The organism is Anaerovibrio sp. (genome assembly GCF_045637405.1).
Lineage (GTDB): Bacteria > Bacillota > Negativicutes > Selenomonadales > Selenomonadaceae > Anaerovibrio.
The window spans coordinates 1-21,417 of record NZ_JAZTZI010000157.1 but is presented as its reverse complement, the minus strand read 5'-3'; the positions used below and the strand labels follow the sequence as shown (position 1 = coordinate 21,417).

At 44.2% G+C, this 21,417-nt stretch carries 16 protein-coding genes; 2 read left to right on the top strand and 14 right to left on the bottom strand.

Going from position 1 to position 21,417, the window contains the following annotated elements:
* Window positions 1–281: 281 nt before the first annotated feature.
* From tyrS to cobI, 5 genes are all read right to left on the bottom strand, one after another.
* Entirely contained in the window at window positions 282–1,505 is a 1,224-nt protein-coding gene (tyrS, locus tag ACKI5G_RS10925; RefSeq protein ID WP_407400319.1) for a tyrosine--tRNA ligase, read from the bottom strand.
* Between the two features lie 51 nt (window positions 1,506–1,556).
* On the bottom strand, window positions 1,557–3,650 hold the full coding sequence (locus tag ACKI5G_RS10920; protein WP_407400317.1) for a transglycosylase domain-containing protein: 2,094 nt from the start codon (window positions 3,648–3,650) through the stop codon (window positions 1,557–1,559).
* A 63-nt stretch (window positions 3,651–3,713) separates the two neighbouring features.
* Window positions 3,714–6,089, bottom strand: coding sequence for an endonuclease MutS2 (locus ACKI5G_RS10915; protein ID WP_407400315.1), 2,376 nt, complete (start codon window positions 6,087–6,089; stop codon window positions 3,714–3,716).
* 21 nt (window positions 6,090–6,110) lie between these two features.
* Entirely contained in the window at window positions 6,111–8,615 is a 2,505-nt protein-coding gene (locus tag ACKI5G_RS10910) for a DUF3656 domain-containing protein (RefSeq protein ID WP_407400313.1), read from the bottom strand.
* Window positions 8,616–8,983: 368 nt separating this feature from the next.
* Window positions 8,984–9,682, bottom strand: coding sequence for a precorrin-2 C(20)-methyltransferase (gene cobI, locus ACKI5G_RS10905; RefSeq protein WP_407400311.1), 699 nt, complete (start codon window positions 9,680–9,682; stop codon window positions 8,984–8,986).
* Window positions 9,683–10,013: 331 nt separating this feature from the next.
* Here cobI and trxA point away from each other — a divergent pair, with 331 nt between their 5' ends.
* A complete protein-coding gene (gene trxA / locus ACKI5G_RS10900) occupies window positions 10,014–10,331 on the top strand; it encodes a thioredoxin (protein WP_027396351.1) in 318 nt (105 codons plus the stop codon).
* 93 nt (window positions 10,332–10,424) lie between these two features.
* On the opposite strand, the gene deoD is transcribed toward trxA, so the two are convergent.
* The 8 genes from deoD to hydE all read right to left on the bottom strand — a co-directional run bounded on the left by deoD (window position 10,425) and on the right by hydE (window position 19,294).
* A complete protein-coding gene (gene deoD, locus ACKI5G_RS10895; RefSeq protein ID WP_407400339.1) occupies window positions 10,425–11,141 on the bottom strand; it encodes a purine-nucleoside phosphorylase in 717 nt (238 codons plus the stop codon).
* Window positions 11,142–11,167: 26 nt separating this feature from the next.
* Complete coding sequence (locus ACKI5G_RS10890) at window positions 11,168–11,815, bottom strand: HAD family hydrolase (protein WP_407400309.1); 648 nt, start codon at window positions 11,813–11,815, stop codon at window positions 11,168–11,170.
* Between the two features lie 162 nt (window positions 11,816–11,977).
* Window positions 11,978–13,183, bottom strand: a complete 1,206-nt coding sequence (gene nrfD, locus ACKI5G_RS10885; protein WP_407400307.1) for an NrfD/PsrC family molybdoenzyme membrane anchor subunit — start codon at window positions 13,181–13,183, stop codon at window positions 11,978–11,980.
* A gap of 2 nt (window positions 13,184–13,185) precedes the next feature.
* A complete protein-coding gene (locus ACKI5G_RS10880) occupies window positions 13,186–13,983 on the bottom strand; it encodes a 4Fe-4S dicluster domain-containing protein (RefSeq protein ID WP_407400305.1) in 798 nt (265 codons plus the stop codon).
* A 15-nt stretch (window positions 13,984–13,998) separates the two neighbouring features.
* Window positions 13,999–15,489 (bottom strand): [FeFe] hydrogenase, group A, encoded by a 1,491-nt coding sequence (locus tag ACKI5G_RS10875; RefSeq protein ID WP_407400303.1) that lies wholly within the window; start codon window positions 15,487–15,489, stop codon window positions 13,999–14,001.
* A 152-nt stretch (window positions 15,490–15,641) separates the two neighbouring features.
* Window positions 15,642–16,862, bottom strand: coding sequence for a [FeFe] hydrogenase H-cluster maturation GTPase HydF (gene hydF / locus ACKI5G_RS10870; protein WP_407400301.1), 1,221 nt, complete (start codon window positions 16,860–16,862; stop codon window positions 15,642–15,644).
* A gap of 1 nt (window position 16,863) precedes the next feature.
* Window positions 16,864–18,282 (bottom strand): [FeFe] hydrogenase H-cluster radical SAM maturase HydG, encoded by a 1,419-nt coding sequence (gene hydG / locus ACKI5G_RS10865; RefSeq protein ID WP_407400299.1) that lies wholly within the window; start codon window positions 18,280–18,282, stop codon window positions 16,864–16,866.
* Complete coding sequence (gene hydE, locus ACKI5G_RS10860; RefSeq protein WP_407400337.1) at window positions 18,275–19,294, bottom strand: [FeFe] hydrogenase H-cluster radical SAM maturase HydE; 1,020 nt, start codon at window positions 19,292–19,294, stop codon at window positions 18,275–18,277. The genes hydG and hydE overlap by 8 nt, the downstream gene beginning before the upstream one ends.
* A 266-nt stretch (window positions 19,295–19,560) precedes the next feature.
* Between hydE and ACKI5G_RS10855 the strand changes: the two genes are divergently transcribed.
* Window positions 19,561–21,003, top strand: a complete 1,443-nt coding sequence (locus ACKI5G_RS10855; RefSeq protein ID WP_407400297.1) for an ATP-binding protein — start codon at window positions 19,561–19,563, stop codon at window positions 21,001–21,003.
* Between the two features lie 143 nt (window positions 21,004–21,146).
* Here ACKI5G_RS10855 and ACKI5G_RS10850 read toward each other — a convergent pair.
* On the bottom strand, window positions 21,147–21,417 hold a 271-nt coding region (locus ACKI5G_RS10850), incomplete at its 5' end, for a hypothetical protein (protein WP_407400295.1).

The following is a 21,417-nucleotide window of genomic DNA, read 5'->3' as shown; positions in this document are numbered from 1 at the left end:
TAAGGGCAGTCCCCTCAAGCTATATTTCACAGCTTAATAGTATAGCATAAATGGAACGATTTAGCCACTTTTTATACGCGGCCATACCGAAGCACAAAGCTATCCCCACATTATAGATATTTGCATTGCACTAATAGTCCAAGCAGGAGTGCAAAAGGGGACATATTTTGCCTTGGTACTTAGCGAATGCAAGCTGAAACGCACAGCATGAGCTTAGTACCGCTAGGCAAACTAGAGAGCGCGAGCGTTCCCCGTTGTACTCCTACTTGGACTATTGATGTTTACACCTTTAATAAGCGGTAAAACTTTTTCTTGCCCTTCTTAACAATTGCCTCTCCGTCAGTGAAATCGCCCTCTGACAGTGTATAATCTGGGTCAGTCACCTTCTCGTCATTGAGAGACAAACCATTCTGCTGGATAAGGCGACGGGCTTCACCCTTAGAGCCGAATACATCAGCTGCTACCAGCACATCCACTAGCTTCTTAGCAGCGTCCTCAGCAGTGAGTTCAATAGTAGGCATATTCTCGCTGGAGCCTGAGCCACCGAATACAGCCTCAGCAGCTGCCTTGGCCTTGTCAGCCTCCTCCTGCCCATGAACCAGCTTGGTTACTTCGTAAGCGAGAACCTTCTTGGCATCGTTAATCTCCTGACCTTCAAGAGCTCCCAGACGACGAACCTCATCCATAGGAAGGAAGGTCAAAAGAGCCAGACAACGCTCAACATCAGCGTCATCCACATTTCTCCAGTACTGATAGAAGTCATAAGGAGAAGTCTTTTCCTTGTCCAGCCACAGAGCACCACCAGCAGTTTTACCCATCTTTTGGCCATCGCTCTTGGTTAAGAGGGTGAAGGTAAGACCATATACAGCATCACCAGTGATACGACGGGTCAGCTCAACGCCTCCAATAATGTTTGACCACTGGTCATCACCGCCCATTTCCAGCTTAAGGTTATAGCGACGATGGAGCTCCAGGAAATCATAGGACTGCATAATCATGTAGTTGAATTCCAGGAAGGTGAGGCCCTTTTCCATGCGGTTCTTGTAGCACTCAGCTGCCAGCATACGATTAACGGTAAAGTGGGCACCCACTTCACGAAGCAAATCAATATAGTTCAGCTTGCGGAGCCAGTCACCATTATTTACCATCAATGCCTTGCCATCACTAAAGTCAATAAAGCGGGCCATCTGCTTCTTGAACTGATTGCAGTTATACTCAATATCTTCATCGGTGAGCATTTTGCGCATATCACTGCGGCCAGAAGGATCACCTACAGTACCGGTACCGCCACCTACAAGACATACTGGTCTGTGGCCGGCCTTCTGAAGGTGGGACATAACCATAAGTCCCAGAAAATGACCTACATGAAGGCTGTCAGCAGTTGGATCAAAGCCGATATAGAAGGTAACCTTCTCATTCTCAAACATTGCACGAACTTCATCTTCATTAGTACACTGGGCGATGTAGCCACGCTCTTTCAGCACATCAAAAACACTTGTTGCCATTATTGTATTTCTCTCCTTAAACCTGAAAACAGGATATTTGTATATTAGATTTTAATTTGCCGTTTTACCGGCAGATGTAGTTGGGGAAGGTGCAGGAGCATTGGATGGAGCAGGGCTAGGGCTAGGCTTAGGCTTGGTACTATCAGTATTGGCAGGCTTTTCAGCACCCTTCTTATCAGTACCCTTCTTATCCTTGCTCTCCTTATCCTTAGCTTCCTTCTCCTTGGTATCATCCTTTACAGGGGCTTCCACGCTGGTAAGAACAGCACCGTCAAACTTCTTGACTGGCATTCCTGCCATAGCCTTGGTCATAAAGGCCTTCCAAATTACTGCAGGGGTTGTACCACCTGTCATGGTGCCCATACGTTGGTTATCATCAGTACCAACCCAAACACCTACTACCAAATCCGGAACATAGCCCACAAACCAGGCATCATGGTAATCACTGGTAGTACCGGTCTTACCGGCTGCTGGACGGTCAATCTGAGCCGCTGTACCAGTACCACGGGCCACAACGCCCATCAGCATACTGGTCAAATCATTGGCTGTAGCTTTCTTAAGGACCTGCTTGCTTTCGGTTCTTTCCTCCTCCAGCACCTTGCCATTGCGGTCAAGGACCTTGATAATAGCTGTATGCTTTACATGAACTCCATCATTGGCAAAAGTACAGTAAGCACTTGTAAGCTCCAAAGGTGTTACACCACGGGTAAGACCGCCAAGGGAGGTGGACAGATTACCATCATTCTGAGAACCTTCAGTGACGAAGGTGGAAATTCCCATTTCCTTGCCCAAATAAATAACCTTATCAATACCAACCTCCTGTGCCACACGAACAGTTGGAACATTTAAAGACTGCTCTGCCACATAGCGCAGGGAAACCTTACCATTGAAGTTTCGGCTGTAATTCTGAGGAGACCAGCCGTTAATATCAATTGGCTTATCCTCAATAATAGTAGACGGCGTAAAGTCAGACTCCAAAGCTGCCGCAAAAACAAAAGGCTTAAAGGCAGAACCAGGCTGTCTTTCCGCCAAAACAGCGCGATTAAACTGGTCGGTACCACGACCGCCCACCATTGCTTTAATATAGCCTGTGTGGGGATCGATGGCCACCAAAGCACCCTGTGGTTGCTTAATCCCATTGCTTTCGGACATATCAGGAAGATTTTTCATAGCTTCCTCAGCCGCCTTCTGCATATCGATGTCCAAGGTAGTATAAATCTTCAGACCTTCCTTGTATACAGCATCAGCACCATATTTTTCAATCATGGTCTGGATTACATAGTCAATAAAGTAGGAAGCCTCGCCTCCTGCCTTGGAGGATGCCTTAACCAGATGCAGCTCCTCGCTCTTTGTTTTGTTTGCAGTAGAAGAACTGATATAGCCATACTTGGCCATCTGGTCCAAAACAGTGGCCTTACGCTGCTGAGCCGCCTGCAAATTATTGGTTGGAGAATAATAGTTAGGGCTCTTTGGAATACCAGCCAGCATAGCACATTCACTAAGGTCCAGATCCTCCACATTTTTACCAAAATATGTCTTGGATGCTGCCTGCACGCCATAAGCACCGTTACCAAAGTAAATCTGATTCAGATAAAGCTCAAGGATTTCCTCCTTGGTATACTGATGCTCAAGCTGAATAGCCAGGAACATCTCCTGTATCTTACGCTTAAATGTACGGTCCTGGGTCAAATAAGCATTTTTAGCCAGCTGCTGGGTGATGGTAGATCCACCCTCTGCTACGCCCTGAGAAGTAATATTGGACCACATGGCACGCATAATACCGCGAGGGTCAACACCGGAATGCTCATAAAATCTGGCATCCTCAACGGCAACGAAGGCATTTTTCAGATTCTCGGGAATCTGATTCATCTTGACCGGTACCCGATTTTCATCAGCATGTACATTGGCAATCTCATTGCCATTTATGTCATAAATCTGAGAAGATGCCGGTGGCCTCACATCAGCAAGGTCAGCCTTTGTATTCAATGTGGCTGTAAGAAATCCGCATCCGACGCCAATAATCATCACAACCATTATTGAAGCAAAAATTATCAGGATTCGACTTGCAGTGCTACCGCCAGAGGACTTCTGAGGCTTCTTAGCCTGACGAGCCCGCTGCTGAGCCGCACCTGTACGTTTTTCCATGATAAACCTCCTTATACACATATACGCTAACATTTTACCATAAATGTTGCGATTTAGCGAAGTTTATTTAAGAGTTACCAAGGTTGCACCTGTGCCCCCTTCGCTCATGTCTGCGAAATTGAAGCCTGCCACATTTTTATGATGCTTCAAATACTCGTGTACACCCTTTCTGAGGGCTCCCGTCCCCTTACCATGAATGATAAGCACCTGGGACAGCCCCGCCATAATGGAGTCATCGATGAACTTGCCCAAAACCACCTCGGCTTCATCAACCATCATACCACGAATATCAATATCACGATGGGCCTCCTGAGTTTTTGATATAAAGCTGCTGCCCCCTTTGGATTTCTTGCCGATGGAGGTGGCTGGCTGTTCCTTTTTACCCTTTTCAACAAATTTGCAGGCAGAAGCCTTCATGGTGGTCTTCATGGCCCCCAGCTGAATTTCCAATTCTTTGCCGTGAATCCCCAAAACTGTACCCTTCTGGTCCAGCTTGGTTACATATATGATATCCCCGACCTCTATAGTTTTTAAATCAATAGGCTTTCTAAATGCCTTGGCAGAAACTATGCCAGGACGAACCCGGCCTGCTTCCTCATTTAACTTGCTTCTGGCATCCTGAATAGCCTGCTGGCGCTTCTGAATGCCCATATCATTAAACTGCTCCTTCAGCTGTTTAATGATTTCCTCAGATTCTCTACGGGCACGACGAACAAGGGCAGAGCCTTCATCCTTGGCCTTACGGATAATATCGGCCTTTTTCTGGGACAGCTCCGTTCGCATGGCTTCAGCTTTGGCCTCCATCTTCTGGGCTCTTTGAAGCTTAGCCTCAATGTCGGCATTCATCTGCTCATACATCATCTTCTCTTTTTCCAGCTGATTTATAACCTTCTCAAACTGGGCATGGTCGGCCTGAATAAGCTGCTTTGCCCTAATAACCAACGCTTCACTAAGTCCCAGGCGACGACTGATAGCAAAAGCGTTACTTGCCCCAGGAATACCGGTAAGCAGTCTATAGGTTGGTCTAAGAGTATTTACATCAAATTCCACGCAGGCATTTTCAATGCCTTCACGGCTAAAGGCAAAGGTCTTCAGCTCGGAATAATGGGTAGTGGCCATAACAGTGGCCTTAATATTTAGAAGCTGCTCCAAAATGGCCATAGCCAAGGCTGCACCTTCCTCGGGGTCTGTGCCGGCTCCAAGCTCATCCAAAAGCAACAGATCGTCGGATTCCACCTTGCCCAAAATTTCCACTAAATGAGTCATGTGGGCTGAGAAGGTACTGAGGCTCTGCTCTATACTCTGTTCGTCGCCAATATCCGCATAAATATTATTATACACAGCAATCTGAGAACCGTTTTCTACTGGAAGAAACAACCCCGCCTGAGCCATAAGCACCAAAAGGCCGAGGGTTTTCATGCTGACGGTTTTACCACCGGTGTTTGGTCCGGTAACCAGTAACATATTGTAGTCAGCCCCAATGGAAATATCTATCGGCACCACCTTATCACTATCAATAAGGGGATGACGGGCTGACAACAGGGTTGTAGCTCCAGCTTCATTGACTACAGGCTCAACAGCCTTCATTTCACGGGCAAGACCAGCCTTGGCAAAGGTGAAATCGATAAAGGCCAAAATATCGCAGTTTTCCATGAGAATATCGTCCTTACGGCGAATCTGGTTGGAAATATCCCTAAGGATGCGTTCCACCTCATGCTTTTCCGCTGCCACCAGCTGCTTGATATCATTATTAAGATTAACCACCGCCATTGGTTCCACAAATACGGTAGAGCCACTGGCAGACTGGTCGTGGACAATCCCCGGAAAATACTGACGGTATTCCTGCTTTATAGGAACCACATAGCGGTCACCACGCATGGTAACAATGGCATCCTGAAAATATTTCTGATACTCCGCAGAGTGAAGAATGTTGTTCAAATGGTCCTTGATGCGGGCCTGAGATGTCTTTACCTCACGGCGAATACGCTTCAGCTCCACACTGGCATCATCACGAAGATTACCATGCTCATCCACAGTGTTTTCCAGATTGCGCTCCAGTTCACCCAGAATCTCCAAACCACGAGCCCAATTTTTGAGAATAGGGGCATCCAGCTCCAATTCCTTGAAGAACTTCTTTACTCCCCGCATGGCGTACATAGTAGTGAGCATATCCATGATTTCAGAGGTCTCAATAGTGGCACCGATACCAATTTTCTTCATCAGCTCACGAATATCACGGATGCCGCCTAAAGGTGGATTGGCCATGGAGGAAACCATAACTGCCTCTGCAGTCTCCCGCAGTCTTTCCTTAACCTCGTCTATATCACTGCTTGGCTGCAAGCCTCCTGCCAGCTCCTTGCCTAAAATGGAGCCAGCCTTATTTTGAAGACGCTCCAATATTTTTTTATATTCTAAAACTTTAAATGAATCCTGTTCCATCTATAACCTCAAAACAATATTTTACTCCACACCTCTAAAGTAATGGCCGCGGGTGATATTATCACCTTCAATGGCCTCCGCTGCAGCCTTATCCCGGTCGCTGAGCTCCCCATCAAAGGCCATATACTTCTTGTAGTTGGCAATGGTTTTCTTTAACTGATCAGCACTCATGTAACGTGCCTCTATTCTCAGCTGGCTGATACCCATGGCACCAAATTTCATGGCATGGGGCAGCATACTTAATCTGTTGCCGTTCAATACATGCATATGGCAATACTGGTCCATCACTAGAGGAAACTTTATATCCTTGCGATCCTTTAAAAAGAATTTCTTACCGCTGTTTACACATGGCGCACTGCACTGACCTGTATGAAGTCCTCCAAGGAAGCTGCCAGTGGCACAATATTCTGATACCATCAGCTCCATATTGCCGTCCACAATACAGGAAAGAGGCATGTCACTTTCCTTGGCCAGCTTCTCCACCTGAGCCAGCGTAAGCTCAGGAGAAAGGGTTGCAGCCTGGACCCCCAGCTCCTCTAAGTGCTGTAATGTCTTAAAGTTGTAAGAGACCAAGGAATAATCCGCATGAACCGGAATATCAGTAAGCTCTCTTACAGCCGCCAGTGAGCCTATATTATGTACATTAATTGCATCCGGCTTATAGGAAGCCACAGTCCTTAACCATGTATGGAATCCCTGTAGTTCATGGTTTCTTATAATTCTTGGAGTATTAAGGGCAATCCTGGCCCCAGCTTGATGAGCCATATATACAGCCTTTTCGTACTGCATAGGTATAATGGCATCATGATGATAGGATTCACCACCAAATACCACCCAATCTGCCCCTGCAAACAGTGCGGCCTGCAAAAGATCCATGGTATCCACCACGGCAGTAATACCAGCCCGAACCCGTTTCTTGGTCTTGATTTTATTCAAAGCCGTGGTGTTATTCGGAACAGGTTTTCTTTCATATTTGGAAAGACGTTGACGTTCCATCATTTCCACTGCTTTTCGTCTGGCCTCGTTGATTTCACTTACGGGTACCATAACATTGCCTATAATACGGCATTCCAGATTTCTTAACTCAAATATGGAAGTACCTAAACGTGACACCTGTTTATGAACAGTTTCCTCACTTAATGGCCGTTTAATAGCCTCCTGACCAATAAACTCTGTCCTGCCTTCCCCTTTACAGCCATCCTCATCTGTCATGGAAATGACCAGAGGCTCACCAACAGCAGCATTGACACTCACATCCACTGACACCCTACGCACCGGGGAACCAGTATTGTAAAAGCCCTTAGCCCATTCCATAAGGGGTGCATCATACACTTTAAAGGCTCTATCATGCTCAAATACCCGTGACTCCACAGGGAAGCTCACAACAGAGCCTGACTGAGCCTGCTCCACTGGAACCATATTGCGGTTTTTGCCGTTCTTTACGATATTCAGTTCCTTAACGGTAGCAGTTACACGACCACCAACCTTAACCCAAAAATCCACCTGATCCCCAATGGATAAGCTATCCGACAGCTTCATGGTCACAAAACCAGTTGCGCCGTCATATCCCATAACCCTTCCCAGCATTATGCCACGATTATTGGGACGGCGGTCACTCATCATGTTACGGCCCTGCTTCTTTTCCAGAAAAGCTGTGGTAAAATCACGATTAAATACCTGAGCCAAATCATGCCGTGTTTTATCCGTTACCTGGAACTTGCCGGCATAGTGGCTGTCAATAACCTGACGATAATTATTTACCACAATACCAACATACTCCGGACGCTTCATACGCCCCTCGATTTTGAGGGAAGCCACGCCAGCATCAATAAGCTGAGGAATTAAATCAATAGCATTCATATCCCTTGGACTGAGGAGATATTTTCCAGCAGTGTCCTTCAGCATATCATTGTCGTGCTCGTCCACCAGCGTATATGGCAAACGGCAAGGCTGGGCACAGCGGCCCCGGTTTCCGGAACGTCCACCGATCATGCTGCTCATAAGGCACTGGCCGGAATAGCAGACACACAAAGCACCATGAATAAATACCTCTATTTCCACGTCACAGTTATCAATTATATGCTTAATAGCTTCCAGAGAGACCTCACGGGAAAGCACCACACGGGTAAAGCCCAGCTTCTGGAGGGCCAGTACACCATCGAGATTATGCACCGTCATCTGGGTACTGGCATGAAGTGGCAAATCCGGAACTATTTCCTGGGCCAGCTTGGCCACACCTAAATCCTGAACCAATATAGCGTCTGCACCAGCTTCATATAAAAAGCGGAGATAATCTGCCAGCTGTGGCAGCTCCTGATCATCTACAATGGTATTTACGGTAACATTAATAAGGACATTGCGCAAATGGGCTATTCTGATAGCCTCCCGCATTCCCTCCTCATCAAAATTATCGGCATAGGCTCTGGCACCAAACATATTGCCGGCAAGGTAAATGGCATTGGCGCCGCTTTCGATGGCGGCAATGAGGGCCTCCCTACTGCCGGCTGGGGCCAACAATTCAACCATAACTGCATCCTCCAAATCTATGTAAAAAACAACTCAAGCTATAAAATCACATCGTATTATTATACCTTAGTTGTTCTTTTTTTGCCATAAATAAATGAGCGTTGGGACAGTGCCTTTCACAATGTCACGATACTAAAATTTTTTGTTGCATTTATATAGTGGAAAAAATCATAACTCGCTTCGCCCAAAAGATTAGCTTGGCTTCGCTCAAACAAATGATTTTTTTCACTAATATTAAGGTAAAGCAACAAAAAATTTCTTAACGTATCGTGCCAAACTGTTCAAGGCATCTGTCCCAACACTCCATAAAAAAATTAAAAGAACTGCCGGGAAATATTCCCAACAGTTCTTGATGCCCTATTACGCTTTTAGTCGCGCTTTGTAAGAATTGTGGACAGGTAATTCAGCTTCTTGTCCTTATTTGCAGCAACATCATTGATGATTTCCTCATCAGGCAGGCCACAACGGCTTACCAGAGTGGCATTCTTCAACATGGAGGCTTCATCCAAATTATCCACCACCTGGGAGAAATTCTTGTACACCTTCATAATAACTGCATTATCACAGGTATCCAAGGCCTTCTTCAGCTTATCCTCGGAAACAGTAGCTGGAATAATGCTTAAGATGTCATCACCTTCCACAATGGAGCGGCCAAGGTAGCTGGCAATAGCACAGAAGGCAGGAATACCAGGAATAGTCTCAATATCTGCCCCTGCTTCCTTAAGACGATTATATACATATATGTAAGTGCTGTAGAACATTGGATCACCAAGGGTCAGAAAAACAACCTGTTTTCCTTCCTCCAGCATGGCCATAATCTCTGCCTTATTTTTTTCCCAGGCAGAGGTGTCCTCAGAGAACCCTTTAACCATAGGATAAATCTGATATACAATTTCTGTATCTTCACCTATATAGCAACGGGCAATATCCAATGCTACACTGCCTTCCTTTTTCTCAGTTCTTGGGGCGATAACAACATCTGCACCCTTTATAGCATTAACAGCCTTCACCGTTAACAATTCAGAATCACCTGGGCCTACACCTACGCCAAACACTTTACCTTTCATGTATTTGTCACTCCTTTATGCCATCATTCTTTTTTCATATTTTCATAGTATATTATACCTAATACTTATCATCATTATCATAACACAAAATACTTTACAAGTAAGTTTTTTTCTTTAAAATTAAACATATAAAGAAAAGTTTTGGTGAATTAAGTAAAAATAACAATATAACGAGCTTTAAGATGTCCCCTTCCTCTTTAGGTGGGGGAATACAAAATACAATAGCTGGCAGGCATATCTCCCAGCTCGTTGAAACGCTAATTGGAAGATTTTTCTTCTAAAGAAGAAAAATTTGAATAATGGCGTTATAACCCTAAAGGAGGAAAACAATATGGCAGAGGTTAAGGTTACCAAGGACAATTTTCAGCAGGAGGTTTTGGAATCTGATATTCCAGTTATTGTGGATTTCTGGGCAGAATGGTGTGGCCCATGCAAAATGATGGCCCCTATCCTTAAAGAAATTGCCGATGAAAATGAGGGCTCCATCAAGGTGGCCAAAATCAACGTGGACGAGGAATCCTATCTTTCCTCCCAGTATGGCATTGTAAGCATTCCAAGCCTGTACTTCTTCAAAAACGGCAAGGTTGTAAACCAGTACATTGGCTTCGTACAAAAGGATTTCGTTCTGAAGCTGCTGAATGAATCATAATTAAATTAAAAATTATCACTAAAAAACGCTATTATCCGCTGTGATATGCACACCACTGTGCTTTCAGCCAATAATAGCGTTTTTATTATGTAATTAAATCTTGGTCTGAATAATTGTTTCCAGAGCGATTTTTATCATGTCATTAAAATTAGTCTGACGTTCCTCTGCCGGAACAGCCTCCTTGGTCAACAGGTGATCGGATGCAGTGAAGATACCCAAGCTCTGAACACGGTATTTTGCTGCAAGGAGATATAAAGCTGCAGTCTCCATTTCTACAGCCAAAATACCATAGTGACGAAGCTTATCATTATCAATATCCTCATCATAGAAACGGTCAACAGTGACAATGTTACCCACCTTGGTTGGAATATTAAGTGTCTTACCAACCTCCATGGCCTTACTCATCAACTCATAATCTGCTAATGGGGCAAAATTAATTGTAGGTCCAAAAATATTACGGATTATGGAGGAATCTGTGGTGGCTCCCTGGGCAATTACAATATCGCGAAGATTGATATTTTCATGCATGGCGCCACAGGTACCTACACGAATCAGCTTTCTTGCACCATATTCCCTAATAAGTTCGGTAACATAAATGGAAATGGATGGTATACCCATACCAGTACCCTGAACAGATACCGGAACCCCTTTGTAGGTGCCGGTGTAACCGTAGGCTCCACGGATTTCATTATAACACTTGGCATCCTCCAGGAAAATCTCTGCGATATGCTTCGCACGAAGAGGGTCACCAGGAAGCAATACTCTTTTGGCAATTTCACCAGCCTGTGCTCCAATATGTAAACTCATTATAATCTCTCCCTTCAACTTTGCTTGTATTACACAACTATCTCATCATGGCTTTTTACTATCCTGTCCGCTCCAGATAAGTCCTGTGCTCCTGAATTAGGATTGTAATAACCAATACAATGCATTCCCGCCGCTCTGGCTGCAGTAACTCCTGCAAAGGCATCCTCAATAACAGTGCAGTTCGCTGGTTTTACCCCCAGCTTTTCTGCCACCGTAAGAAAAATCAAAGGATCCGGCTTGCTCCGTGGCAATTCATCACCACTGACCAACACGCTAAAATAGTCCTTTAAACCGAACCGGCACAGCACCAGCTCTATCATTTCCATGGTAGATGAGGACCCCAAGCCAATAACATAGCCTGCCGCCTTTATGCGCTCCAGAAGCTCCCTAATACCAGGCATGGTCTTTACAGACTCATCCTCCATAAGCATTTTCTTATATAACACATGCTTACGGTGGGCCAGCTCCTGCCATGAGACAGGACACTGGGGATTTTCCTCTACCATAGTACCATAAAAATCCCTGCTGCTGCGCCCCACAAAGGTGGCCAGTCTCTCGTCAGAAATAGTTATACCACATTCAGCCAGCACCTTTTTCTTGGCCTTGGCATGAATAGGCTCACTATCGTAAATAACCCCATCCATATCAAAAATAAATGCTTTTTGCTCTTTATCCATTCCAGTCAATCTGCTCCTAATATTGATTACCTTAAAAGTATAACATATCCACTATACACTGAAAAGGCGAAAAGCACACGCCACAAACAAAAGAGCTGCGCCAAAATCTCATCAATTTTGGCACAGCCCTAAAAATCACATTATGAAATTACGCTACATCCATCAACGTCTCTTGGTACGAAGCAGCGCCCAGATAAGGTTCTTAATATCCTTATCCTTGTCAATTTTAACCTGAACGGCCCGTTCATTGCCGATAATATTGAAGTTCTCAACCAAGAAGCAATAAATCAGGACACCCAAGGAAATAAGGCCAACACTTACGATGATTTCGCCAATACCAGGGAAGTAAGCGCCGGACTCATACATGGAGGTAAATACACAATTTAGGCGGTTAAGAATTACGCCTAATACTGTTAGAACAGCATAAGTGAGAAGGCCGCCCTTCTTCTTGCTGAGAGGACTGACAATTATCACCAGAGGTATCAGTATGCCAAACAGCATCTCCACGCAATACATATTGCTCTGAAGGGTTCCTTGGAATACATAGCCCCATTCGTGCTTTTCAAAGAGATCATAGAGCTTCAGCAGCAAATATACAAACATCATGCCAGCACCCACGCGGGTAAGCTTCAGCATAACATCATGATCGATCTCATGACCATAAGCTGTCTTTGCCAATGTGGTCTCTATGGTAACCATGGCAGAACCGATAAAGAAGGAGGATATTAAGAAGTAAAGTGGCAGGAATTCACTCCACCACAGTGGGAACATTCTCTCCTTCATAATCAGGAACAAACCACCCAAGGATGACTGATGCATTACCGGGAATATTAAGCCAATAACGACTAGCACCGGAATAGCCTTCACAATATAACGATGCAGCTTTTGTCGCAGGATACGCTCCGTTATTATCTCAAAAAATTCCAGACTTAAAACTGTGGTATAAATGGAAATACACCAAAATACTTCAAAAAGTACCGATGTATAGCCCCAAGATACGAAAGGCCGCCAAAAGTTAAACCACTGACCAATATCCAGGAACAGACCAGCCATAACCAGGATATAGCCAAGCAATGATGTAAGCAGGGCGCCGCGGGCCACAACGTGGAATTCCTTGTACTGGAATATACTTACCAGCAGGGCTGTGGAGTAGCCACCACCAGCAAGGGCAACGCCGCACATTACATCAAAGGCAATCCACATGCCCCATGGAGTCTCATCTGTCAGGTTGGTTACATACTGGAAACCTGTCAGAAGTCTAAGGACAACTGTGGCTACCATTAAGGCTACTAATCCTGTTAGCACAAATCGGACGGGAGTTATAGTAAAGTCCCAGCCCAAAATTCTAAAACACTTATATACCTTCATGCTCAGCCCTCCTTATCCTGGTCGTCATCATCATGAGGATTATGAATCTGGTTTCTATTCTTGTCCACACGATAATTGTAGAATGCGATTCCTGACAAGAACAATGCCCAGCAAGCAGCAAGGCCAGGAACCTTGGAGAGATAGCTCTTGGTATAGCTGGTAACAGGTACATTGGAGACATCCTTGAAGCCCAATTCCTCAAACGGAACATCTGAGATATAGAGCCACTCGGCGCCACCAACTTCATGTTCACCATATACATGGTTAATATAACGACTATCAGAATTGATAATCTCATGGGCCTTTTTAATCAGCTCATCCCTATCCCCGGACATAAGGGCACCAGTAGTGCAAGCAGATACACAGGCAGGAGCATCACCCTTGCTTAACCGCTCCGAACACATCTGGCATTTTGACACCTGTGGGAACTGTTCATTCCATTGGTACTTTGGAATAGAATACGGACAAGCCACCAAACAATAACGGCAACCCACACACAAATCAGGATAGTAAACAACAGCGCCTGTTTTTTCATCCTTCTGAATCGCCTTGGAGAAGCAAGCCGATGCACAGGCAGGCTCCTGACAATGGAGGCACTGCTTCTTAACGAATCTCAGCTTGTCTTTATCCTTTCCGTGGAACTCCTGAATAACAGTCCAGCGATTGTCATCAAGCTCCACATTGCCGTCATCCTTTACATTTCTTGGCTTCGCCTTGAAATTAAGATTGTTATATCGTTTGCAGGCTACAGTACAGCCTTCACAACCAATACATTTTGTAATATCTACTAATACAGCCATCTATCTCACCCCTCCTCAATCAAACAACCGGTCGTGCCGATTGACAAAGGTTGTATGCAAGTATTTCTCTGCCTTTTCACTGAGAGGCTTGCCGAAGAAGTCCTTATAGATGGACTGAATTTCTGCATTATCGTGACTGCAACGCTTTACGGCCCCAGTATCTTCCTTGTAGATGGCCTCAATGCGTTTTTTCTTGGCCTCCACGGCATCCATGGTTTTTGGCTGACCACCGCCACCAATGCAACCACCTGGGCAGGCCATGAACTCTATGAACTGCCACTTGCTGTTGCCCGTGGCCTTGATACCTTCAAGAAGCTGACGAGCATTTTCCAGCCCATGACATACTGCAATATTAACAGCTCCTACCCCAGGAATGCTGGCAACGGCCTCCTTTACAGATTGCATGCCACGAATTGGCTTCCAATCCAGCAAATCAGCCGGTGGATTAGCACCAGTTGCCAAATAATAAGCTGTACGTACTGCGGCCTCAGTAACACCACCGGTGGCACCAAAAATGCGCCCTGCACCAGTTGATTCACCGAGAATAGAATCATATTCAGACTCTGCTACAGTATTTAGATCAATCCCCTTATGCTTCAACAATACAGCCAGTTCTCTGGTGGTGAGAACATAATCCATATCCTGCTGGCCATCAACCTCCAGCTCCTCACGGCCCACCTCAAATTTCTTGGCAGTACATGGCATAATGGAAACATTTACAATATTTGAAGGATTAATGCCCATCTTCTCCGCGTAGAAGGACTTAACGGTAGCCCCCAGCATATTCTGCGGTGACTTACAGGTGGACAGATTGTGCATCAATTCAGGATAGAAATACTCACAGTATTTTACCCATCCCGGACAACAGGAGGTAAGATGCGGTATCTCATCCTTTTTCTTGGTGAGACGGTGCACAAATTCAGAAGCTTCCTCCATAATGGTCAGATCTGCGGCAAAACAGGTATCAAAAACTGAATCGAAGCCTGCTGCCTTTAAGGCGCCTGCCATCTTCTTACCCACACTGGTTCCCTGAGGCATGCCGAATTCCTCACCCAAGGAAACCTTTGTGGCAGGAGCAGTCTGAACTACCACATGCTTAGTATCATCCTCAAGGGCTTCCAATACCTTTCGCACATGACTCTTTTCTGTAATTGCACCGGATGGACACTGCATAACACATTGACCACAGCCCACACAGGCAATCTCCTGCTTCAGTGGCAATGGATAGTTTCCATATACACCCATTACGTTTTTGCAGGCATCTACGCACTGACCACACAAAATGCACTTCTCGTCATCACGTTCAATGGATGGATTTGTTGCACTGATAGCCACGCGCCCCTTTAAATTAACAGGAAAATCACCTTTTCCCTCATACTGGCTGGACACCCAACCATCGCCCCCGGAAGGCTTCCCTTTACAACCAGAGGCCATTACCCCAAATCCCAGGACGCCTGATCCGGCCACAACCTTTAAAAATTTGCGCCGCGACATCTTGTTACTCATACATATACTCCCCTAACGTCTACTCCACAAAAACATGTACACAATTGACACAAAATTCGCACAATAATCTCTATTTATTATTTTACCACGTGATAATAAAGAAAAAAATACTAAGTTTTTATGGAATTATTAAATATTTATATACTAACAGCCTACATAACGATCTTATCCAAAATACCGGTAAGATGAGCAATAGCCACACCATAGTTAGTCATTGGCACAGATACTGTCCGCGCCTTATCAATTCTGGACAATATATACCGCCGGTTAAACATACAGCCCCCGCACTGAATTACCAGATCGTACTTTGGAAGGTCATACGGAAAATCCGTACCACTGACCACATCTACCTGCAAGCTCTCCCCGAATCGCTTGCGAAGGAGACGAGGCAGCTTCACCCTTCCAATATCCTCATTAAGAGGCGCATGGGTACAGCACTCAGCAATCAAAACTCTTGATTTCTCGCTAAGACTGTCTATAAAATGAGCACCCTCAACATAATATTTTAAATCCCCCTTATAAGCTGCAAATAGCACAGAAAAAGAGGTCAAGCAGCTTTCCCTTGGTTTATGCTCGTAAACGTATTTGAAGGCCTGGGAATCAGTAATAATTAGCTGAGGTGCCTCCTTTAATCGGTCCAACGCCGTCTTCAGCTTATCTGTTGTGGTAGAAACCACAGTACATTTTCTGTCAAGAAGCTCCCTTATAGTCTGAACCTGAGGAAGTATCAAACGTCGTTTAGGTGCCTGAATATCCTGTGGCATTACCAACAGCACCAGATTGTCCTCTTTTACCAGGCCGCCTGTGATAAATTCTTCATCATAATCCTCTGGCATCAGTTTAGACAGTGCCCCTATTATTTTGCTTCGATTACCGGTACCACCAGCTTCATTACAATCTGCCACCAGAAGTACATTACTGTCACCATGAAGCCTTTCTGATATTGTCTTCTTTAACTTTTCTTCCCCAGAAAGCTTTCCAAAGGAATTAACAAGACATAGAACAGGCACCTTTTTCTTTTGAAAGCTTTCCAGCAGCTTGTATTCTTCCTCAAAATTACCTTGAAAATTAGCCGCAAATACCAGAATTGCCACGTCCGTCTTTTCCATAGCCAGCTTGGTTTTTTCCAAGCGTTGTGCTCCTAGAGTGGAACTGTCCTCTATGCCCGGAGTGTCAATAATAACACAGGCTCCCAAAGGATTTATTTCCATGGCTTTATATACCGGATCTGTAGTAGTACCTGCCACCTCAGACACAATGGAGGTTTTCTGTCCCGTCAGAAGATTTATCAGAGAAGATTTACCGCTATTCGTTCTGCCAAAGATTCCTATGTGAAGTCTGTTGGCATTTGGTGTTGAATTTAACTCTGCCATATTAAAACCTAAAATCCCTCTTACCTTCACTAATTTCCGCTAAATGCCGGGCTGCAACCTGGCGAACCTTTTCACTTGGAATTTTCTTCAGCTCTGACTCAATCATGGCCAGCCCCTTTTTCTTGGTATCCTCAGTGGCATAATCCTCCAAATACTCCTTTAAGGTCATAAGGGCATTTGGATGACAGCAATTCAATATTTGCTTGTTCTTGCAAAGGGACATGAAACGATCACCTGTACGTCCTTCCCGATAACATGCAGTGCAGAAGCTTGGCACATAACCAAGGGTAATAAGCCAATTCAGCACCTCATCCAGAGTACGTCGGTCACTCACATCAAACTGGGCCGAGTTATCATCCTCCGGCTCCTCCTCCACATAACCGCCTACGCTGGTACGGGAACCACCGCTTATCTGGGAAATCCCCAGCTCCAATGCCTTTTCACGTACAGCCTTGCCCTCACGGGTGGAAATAATCATCCCCGTATAAGGCACTGCCACACGAATAAGTGCGATAATCTTTTCAAATATTTCATCGCTGATACCGTTATCAAAGGCATCCGGATCAATATCATCAGCCTTCTTAACCCTTGGTACGCTAATGGTATGAGGTCCAACACCATGAACTGCCTCCAAATGCTCCGCATGCATCAAAAGCCCCGCAAATTCATAACGATATCCCTCAAGACCAAAAAGAACACCTAAGCCCACATCGTCAATTCCGCCCTCCTGGGCTCTGTCCATAGCCTCTGTATGATATGCATAATCATGCTTTGGCCCCGTCGGATGAAGCTCCTCATAGGATTTTTTATTATAAGTCTCCTGAAAAAGAATATAGGTGCCAATTCCTGCGTCATGGAGTTTTTTGTAGTTCTCCACAGTAGTTGCCGCAATATTGACATTTACGCGTCGTATAGCCCCATTCTTGTGCTTGATATTGTAGATGGTATTAATGGACTCCAGCACATATTCAATAGGATTATTTACAGGATCCTCACCCAGCTCAATGGCCAGGCGCTTATGTCCCATGTCCTGCAATGCCATTACCTCACGACGGATTTCATCCTGAGTCAGCTTCTTGCGGCTGATGTGTTTATTTTTTGCGTGATATGGACAATAAAGACAGCCATTGACACAATAATTGGACAGATACAGCGGTGCGAACAGAACGATACGGTTGCCGTAGTAATCCTCCTTTATCTGTCTTGCCAGATCGTAGACCTCCTGCAGCTTTTCCTCATTGTCACAGGCCAAAAGCACCGATGCCTCACGATGGGTTAGTCCCTTGCCCAATTTTGCCTTGGCAATAATCTCATTCAGGACATCCATGTTATCCTTGTTTTCATCGGCATACTTCAAAGTTGCCTGAATTTCCTCATCAGCGATAAAATCCTCCGCCTTCATGGACTTCATATCATACATTTAAATCACCCTTATAATCTCCCCGGTCACACACAACACGGTAACCTATTTTATTCACCCTATTTTTGAGGCACTCGATACATTCCGCTGCCTCTTCCCCTGTACAAATTTTCTTATCATAAAGCGCATACTGTTTTCTGACCCTTCCCGGTGACAGGTTAGGCATTACCACATTTGCCCCGGCCATAAGTCCCTTCTCTCTACCGAACGGGTCAATGGTGCCCAGGGCGGTAGTAGCCGGCAGCAGCACCCTTGGCAAAAGTAAACGGATAATGGACAGCAGTGTCACCGTCATATCAACGGTACCGGCCAATTCCCTGCCAAAGGGAGTATCATGCTGAGGAATGAACGGCCCAATACCTACCATATGGGGTTTTAGCTCCCTTAAAAACTGCAAATCCTCATATAAGTTTTGAGTTGTCTGGCCTGGCGACCCCACCATAAATCCCGCTCCCACCTGATACCCAATTTCCTTCAGATTTTTCAGGCATTCCTTACGGTGCTTCAAGGACAGCTCTGATGGATGAAGCTGCCTATAATGGGCATCATTGGCAGTCTCATGGCGAAGAAGATATCTATCCGCCCCGGCTTCAAAATATGCCTGATAGCTTTCCTTGCTCCTTTCCCCTATTGAAAGGGTAACCGCGCAATCCGGATATCGCTCTTTTATGGACCTTATCAACCGGCATATCATGGAATCGATATAAAAGCCATCCTCTCCCCCCTGTAAAACAAAGGTGCGAAACCCCAGACGATACCCTTCATCACAGCAAGCCATAATATCCCCATCAGAAAGCCTATACCTGTCTATATTGGCATTATCTCGACGGATACCACAATAGTAGCAATTATTACGACAATAGTTGGTAAACTCAATCAAGCCGCGAATGTACACATCAGCATCATAATACCGTTGTCTGACAGCTACAGCCCGCTCTTTTAAATAATCAGCCTCATTTCCATTCAAAAGATATTGAAGTTGCTCCATATCTATATTCTGTTTTGCTTCAATTTCATCAACTATAGAAATAAAACCACCTCAAATATTTCAGCCATTTTCACGTATACTATGGTATAACTTTTTGTATATTTAATCAATATAAAGACTTTTATTATTTGTCAGACATTTTCAGACGTTTCTGCCATTACACTGACGTTGAAGTTAATTGAAGCTTTATTGAAGTTGTATTGAAGTAGTTGTTGAAGTTATATTGAAGTTGACATTGAAGTTATGTTGAAGTATATTTGAAGCAGTTCAGAACGAGGAGACAACACAATATGTTTATTGAAGAATTAACCCAGAAAATTAGCTTGGAGAACAATACAACTGAATATAAAGGAAAGCTGGATCGCAACAATTTTGTCGGCTGGTTAAAGACAATTGCAGGCTTTGCTAACGCAGATGGTGGTAAATTATTTATTGGTGTTGAAGATAAGAGTCATAAAGTGATTGGTTTCACCCGCAATGATGTTGATAAGGAGCGTAATTATTTCAACAATCAGGTAAATGAGCACCTTACCCCACGTCCAACCACGAAAATAGAGTTTGTACGATATGAAATAAAATCACTGGAGCGATTTATCATTTGTGTACACGTGGAGAGTTCACCAGTAAAGCCTGTTATTTTGAAATACAATAATATTCCTGCCATTTATATGCGACGTGATGGATTTACCAACGGAGCCACCTATGAAGAAATCCGACAAATGAGTTTGGCTACCCAAAATTCTCAATTTGATATATTGCCAACCGATGAAATATATAACAGGAAAGATTTCCTTGATTTATTAGACTTTTATGCAGAACATAATAACGACAAAAAATATACAGACAAAGCACTACGCTCTTTAGGATTCTATGACAAGGATATGCGTTTAACAAACGGTGCTCTCTTATTCAAAGACGGTTATAACGGGGCCAAAACAGGTATCACATGCTCAGTTTTCGCAGGCTTCAATAAAGGGAGCGAACGGATTGTCACAATAAATCGGTTCCATTGCAATATAATTCAATCTATAAAAAACGTTTGCGATTTCATTTACCAGCGAATGAATCATTCATTGATAAAGACAAGCACCAGCCGGATAAACATTGATGCATACCCAAAGCGTGCTGTATTTGAAGGAATCATAAACGCTATTGCTCACAGGGATTATTTTCTTGATGGAACACAAATTCAGGTAGATATGTTCAGGGACCGACTTGAAATATCTTCACCTGGCAGTTTCTATCAAGGTTCTACTATCGGTAAAACATATGATTTGTCATCCATTATCTCCAAACGACGCAACGAAGTGATATGTGCTGTTCTTGTTGACTGCAATGTAATGGAAGCTGCCGGAACTGGCTTCGATAAAATAACAGAAGAATACAGCAGTGCAAATGAAAACCATAAACCATACATTTTTTCTACTTCTGAACACTTTACTTTGGTATTACCTGATTTAACCTTTGAAACTGGCATCACCAACGATAATGAGCTACAACTTATGTATACTCCGATAAGCAAAAGCACCGAACACGATGATAAGGTATTGAGCTACTGCTACAATCAGGCACGAAAAGCAGCAGATATTGCAAAACATATAGGCATAAGTGATTCCAGCTATTTCCGCAAAAAAGTCCTGAAAAACTTAGTCGACCAAGGATATTTGTTAACCAGCAAGCATTCCAGAACCAATTTTTATAAGACAAATACAGATTACGTAAAAATACAATAATAGCCAAAAGAGGAGCCACAACGGCTCCTCTTTCCTTATTGTAACAACTTTAATATATGATATGCAGAAACATCTTAGTAGTATATACTACTCCCCCTATTAAATGTGATACTAAATAATTTCTGTTATATAACAACAATCTCTTAATCACGGATATAAAGTTCATCCTTTTGGCCTTTTACATAACCTGATGGCAAATCACCATCAATCTGGTACCTTACCATATGGTCACCGCAGAAGGTCTTATCATTACAGTGTTTTACACAATGACGGTGGCTCTTACCAAAAACGCTTTCCATACGAATTTCGTCCTGTCGTCTGGCACAGTATGGATTATCACAGATGGAATACTTGCCTATTGGCATATGGTCAAAGCTCTTTATCATGGCATCAATAAGGGATTTTCTCATTGCT

Bases quoted from the DNA above. Each gene is read 5' to 3' on its own strand.
- ACKI5G_RS10875 (WP_407400303.1), bottom strand. From the start codon at position 15,489: ATGAGTAACAAGATGTCGCGGCGCAAATTTTTAAAGGTTGTGGCCGGA.
- ACKI5G_RS10855 (WP_407400297.1), top strand. From the start codon at position 19,561: ATGTTTATTGAAGAATTAACCCAGAAAATTAGCTTGGAGAACAATACA.
- nrfD (WP_407400307.1), bottom strand. From the start codon at position 13,183: ATGAAGGTATATAAGTGTTTTAGAATTTTGGGCTGGGACTTTACTATA.
- tyrS (WP_407400319.1), bottom strand. From the start codon at position 1,505: ATGGCAACAAGTGTTTTTGATGTGCTGAAAGAGCGTGGCTACATCGCC.
- hydG (WP_407400299.1), bottom strand. From the start codon at position 18,282: ATGTATGATATGAAGTCCATGAAGGCGGAGGATTTTATCGCTGATGAG.
- hydF (WP_407400301.1), bottom strand. From the start codon at position 16,862: ATGGCAGAGTTAAATTCAACACCAAATGCCAACAGACTTCACATAGGA.
- ACKI5G_RS10915 (WP_407400315.1), bottom strand. From the start codon at position 6,089: ATGGAACAGGATTCATTTAAAGTTTTAGAATATAAAAAAATATTGGAG.
- ACKI5G_RS10910 (WP_407400313.1), bottom strand. From the start codon at position 8,615: ATGGTTGAATTGTTGGCCCCAGCCGGCAGTAGGGAGGCCCTCATTGCC.
- trxA (WP_027396351.1), top strand. From the start codon at position 10,014: ATGGCAGAGGTTAAGGTTACCAAGGACAATTTTCAGCAGGAGGTTTTG.
- ACKI5G_RS10880 (WP_407400305.1), bottom strand. From the start codon at position 13,983: ATGGCTGTATTAGTAGATATTACAAAATGTATTGGTTGTGAAGGCTGT.
- ACKI5G_RS10920 (WP_407400317.1), bottom strand. From the start codon at position 3,650: ATGGAAAAACGTACAGGTGCGGCTCAGCAGCGGGCTCGTCAGGCTAAG.
- ACKI5G_RS10890 (WP_407400309.1), bottom strand. From the start codon at position 11,815: ATGGATAAAGAGCAAAAAGCATTTATTTTTGATATGGATGGGGTTATT.
- cobI (WP_407400311.1), bottom strand. From the start codon at position 9,682: ATGAAAGGTAAAGTGTTTGGCGTAGGTGTAGGCCCAGGTGATTCTGAA.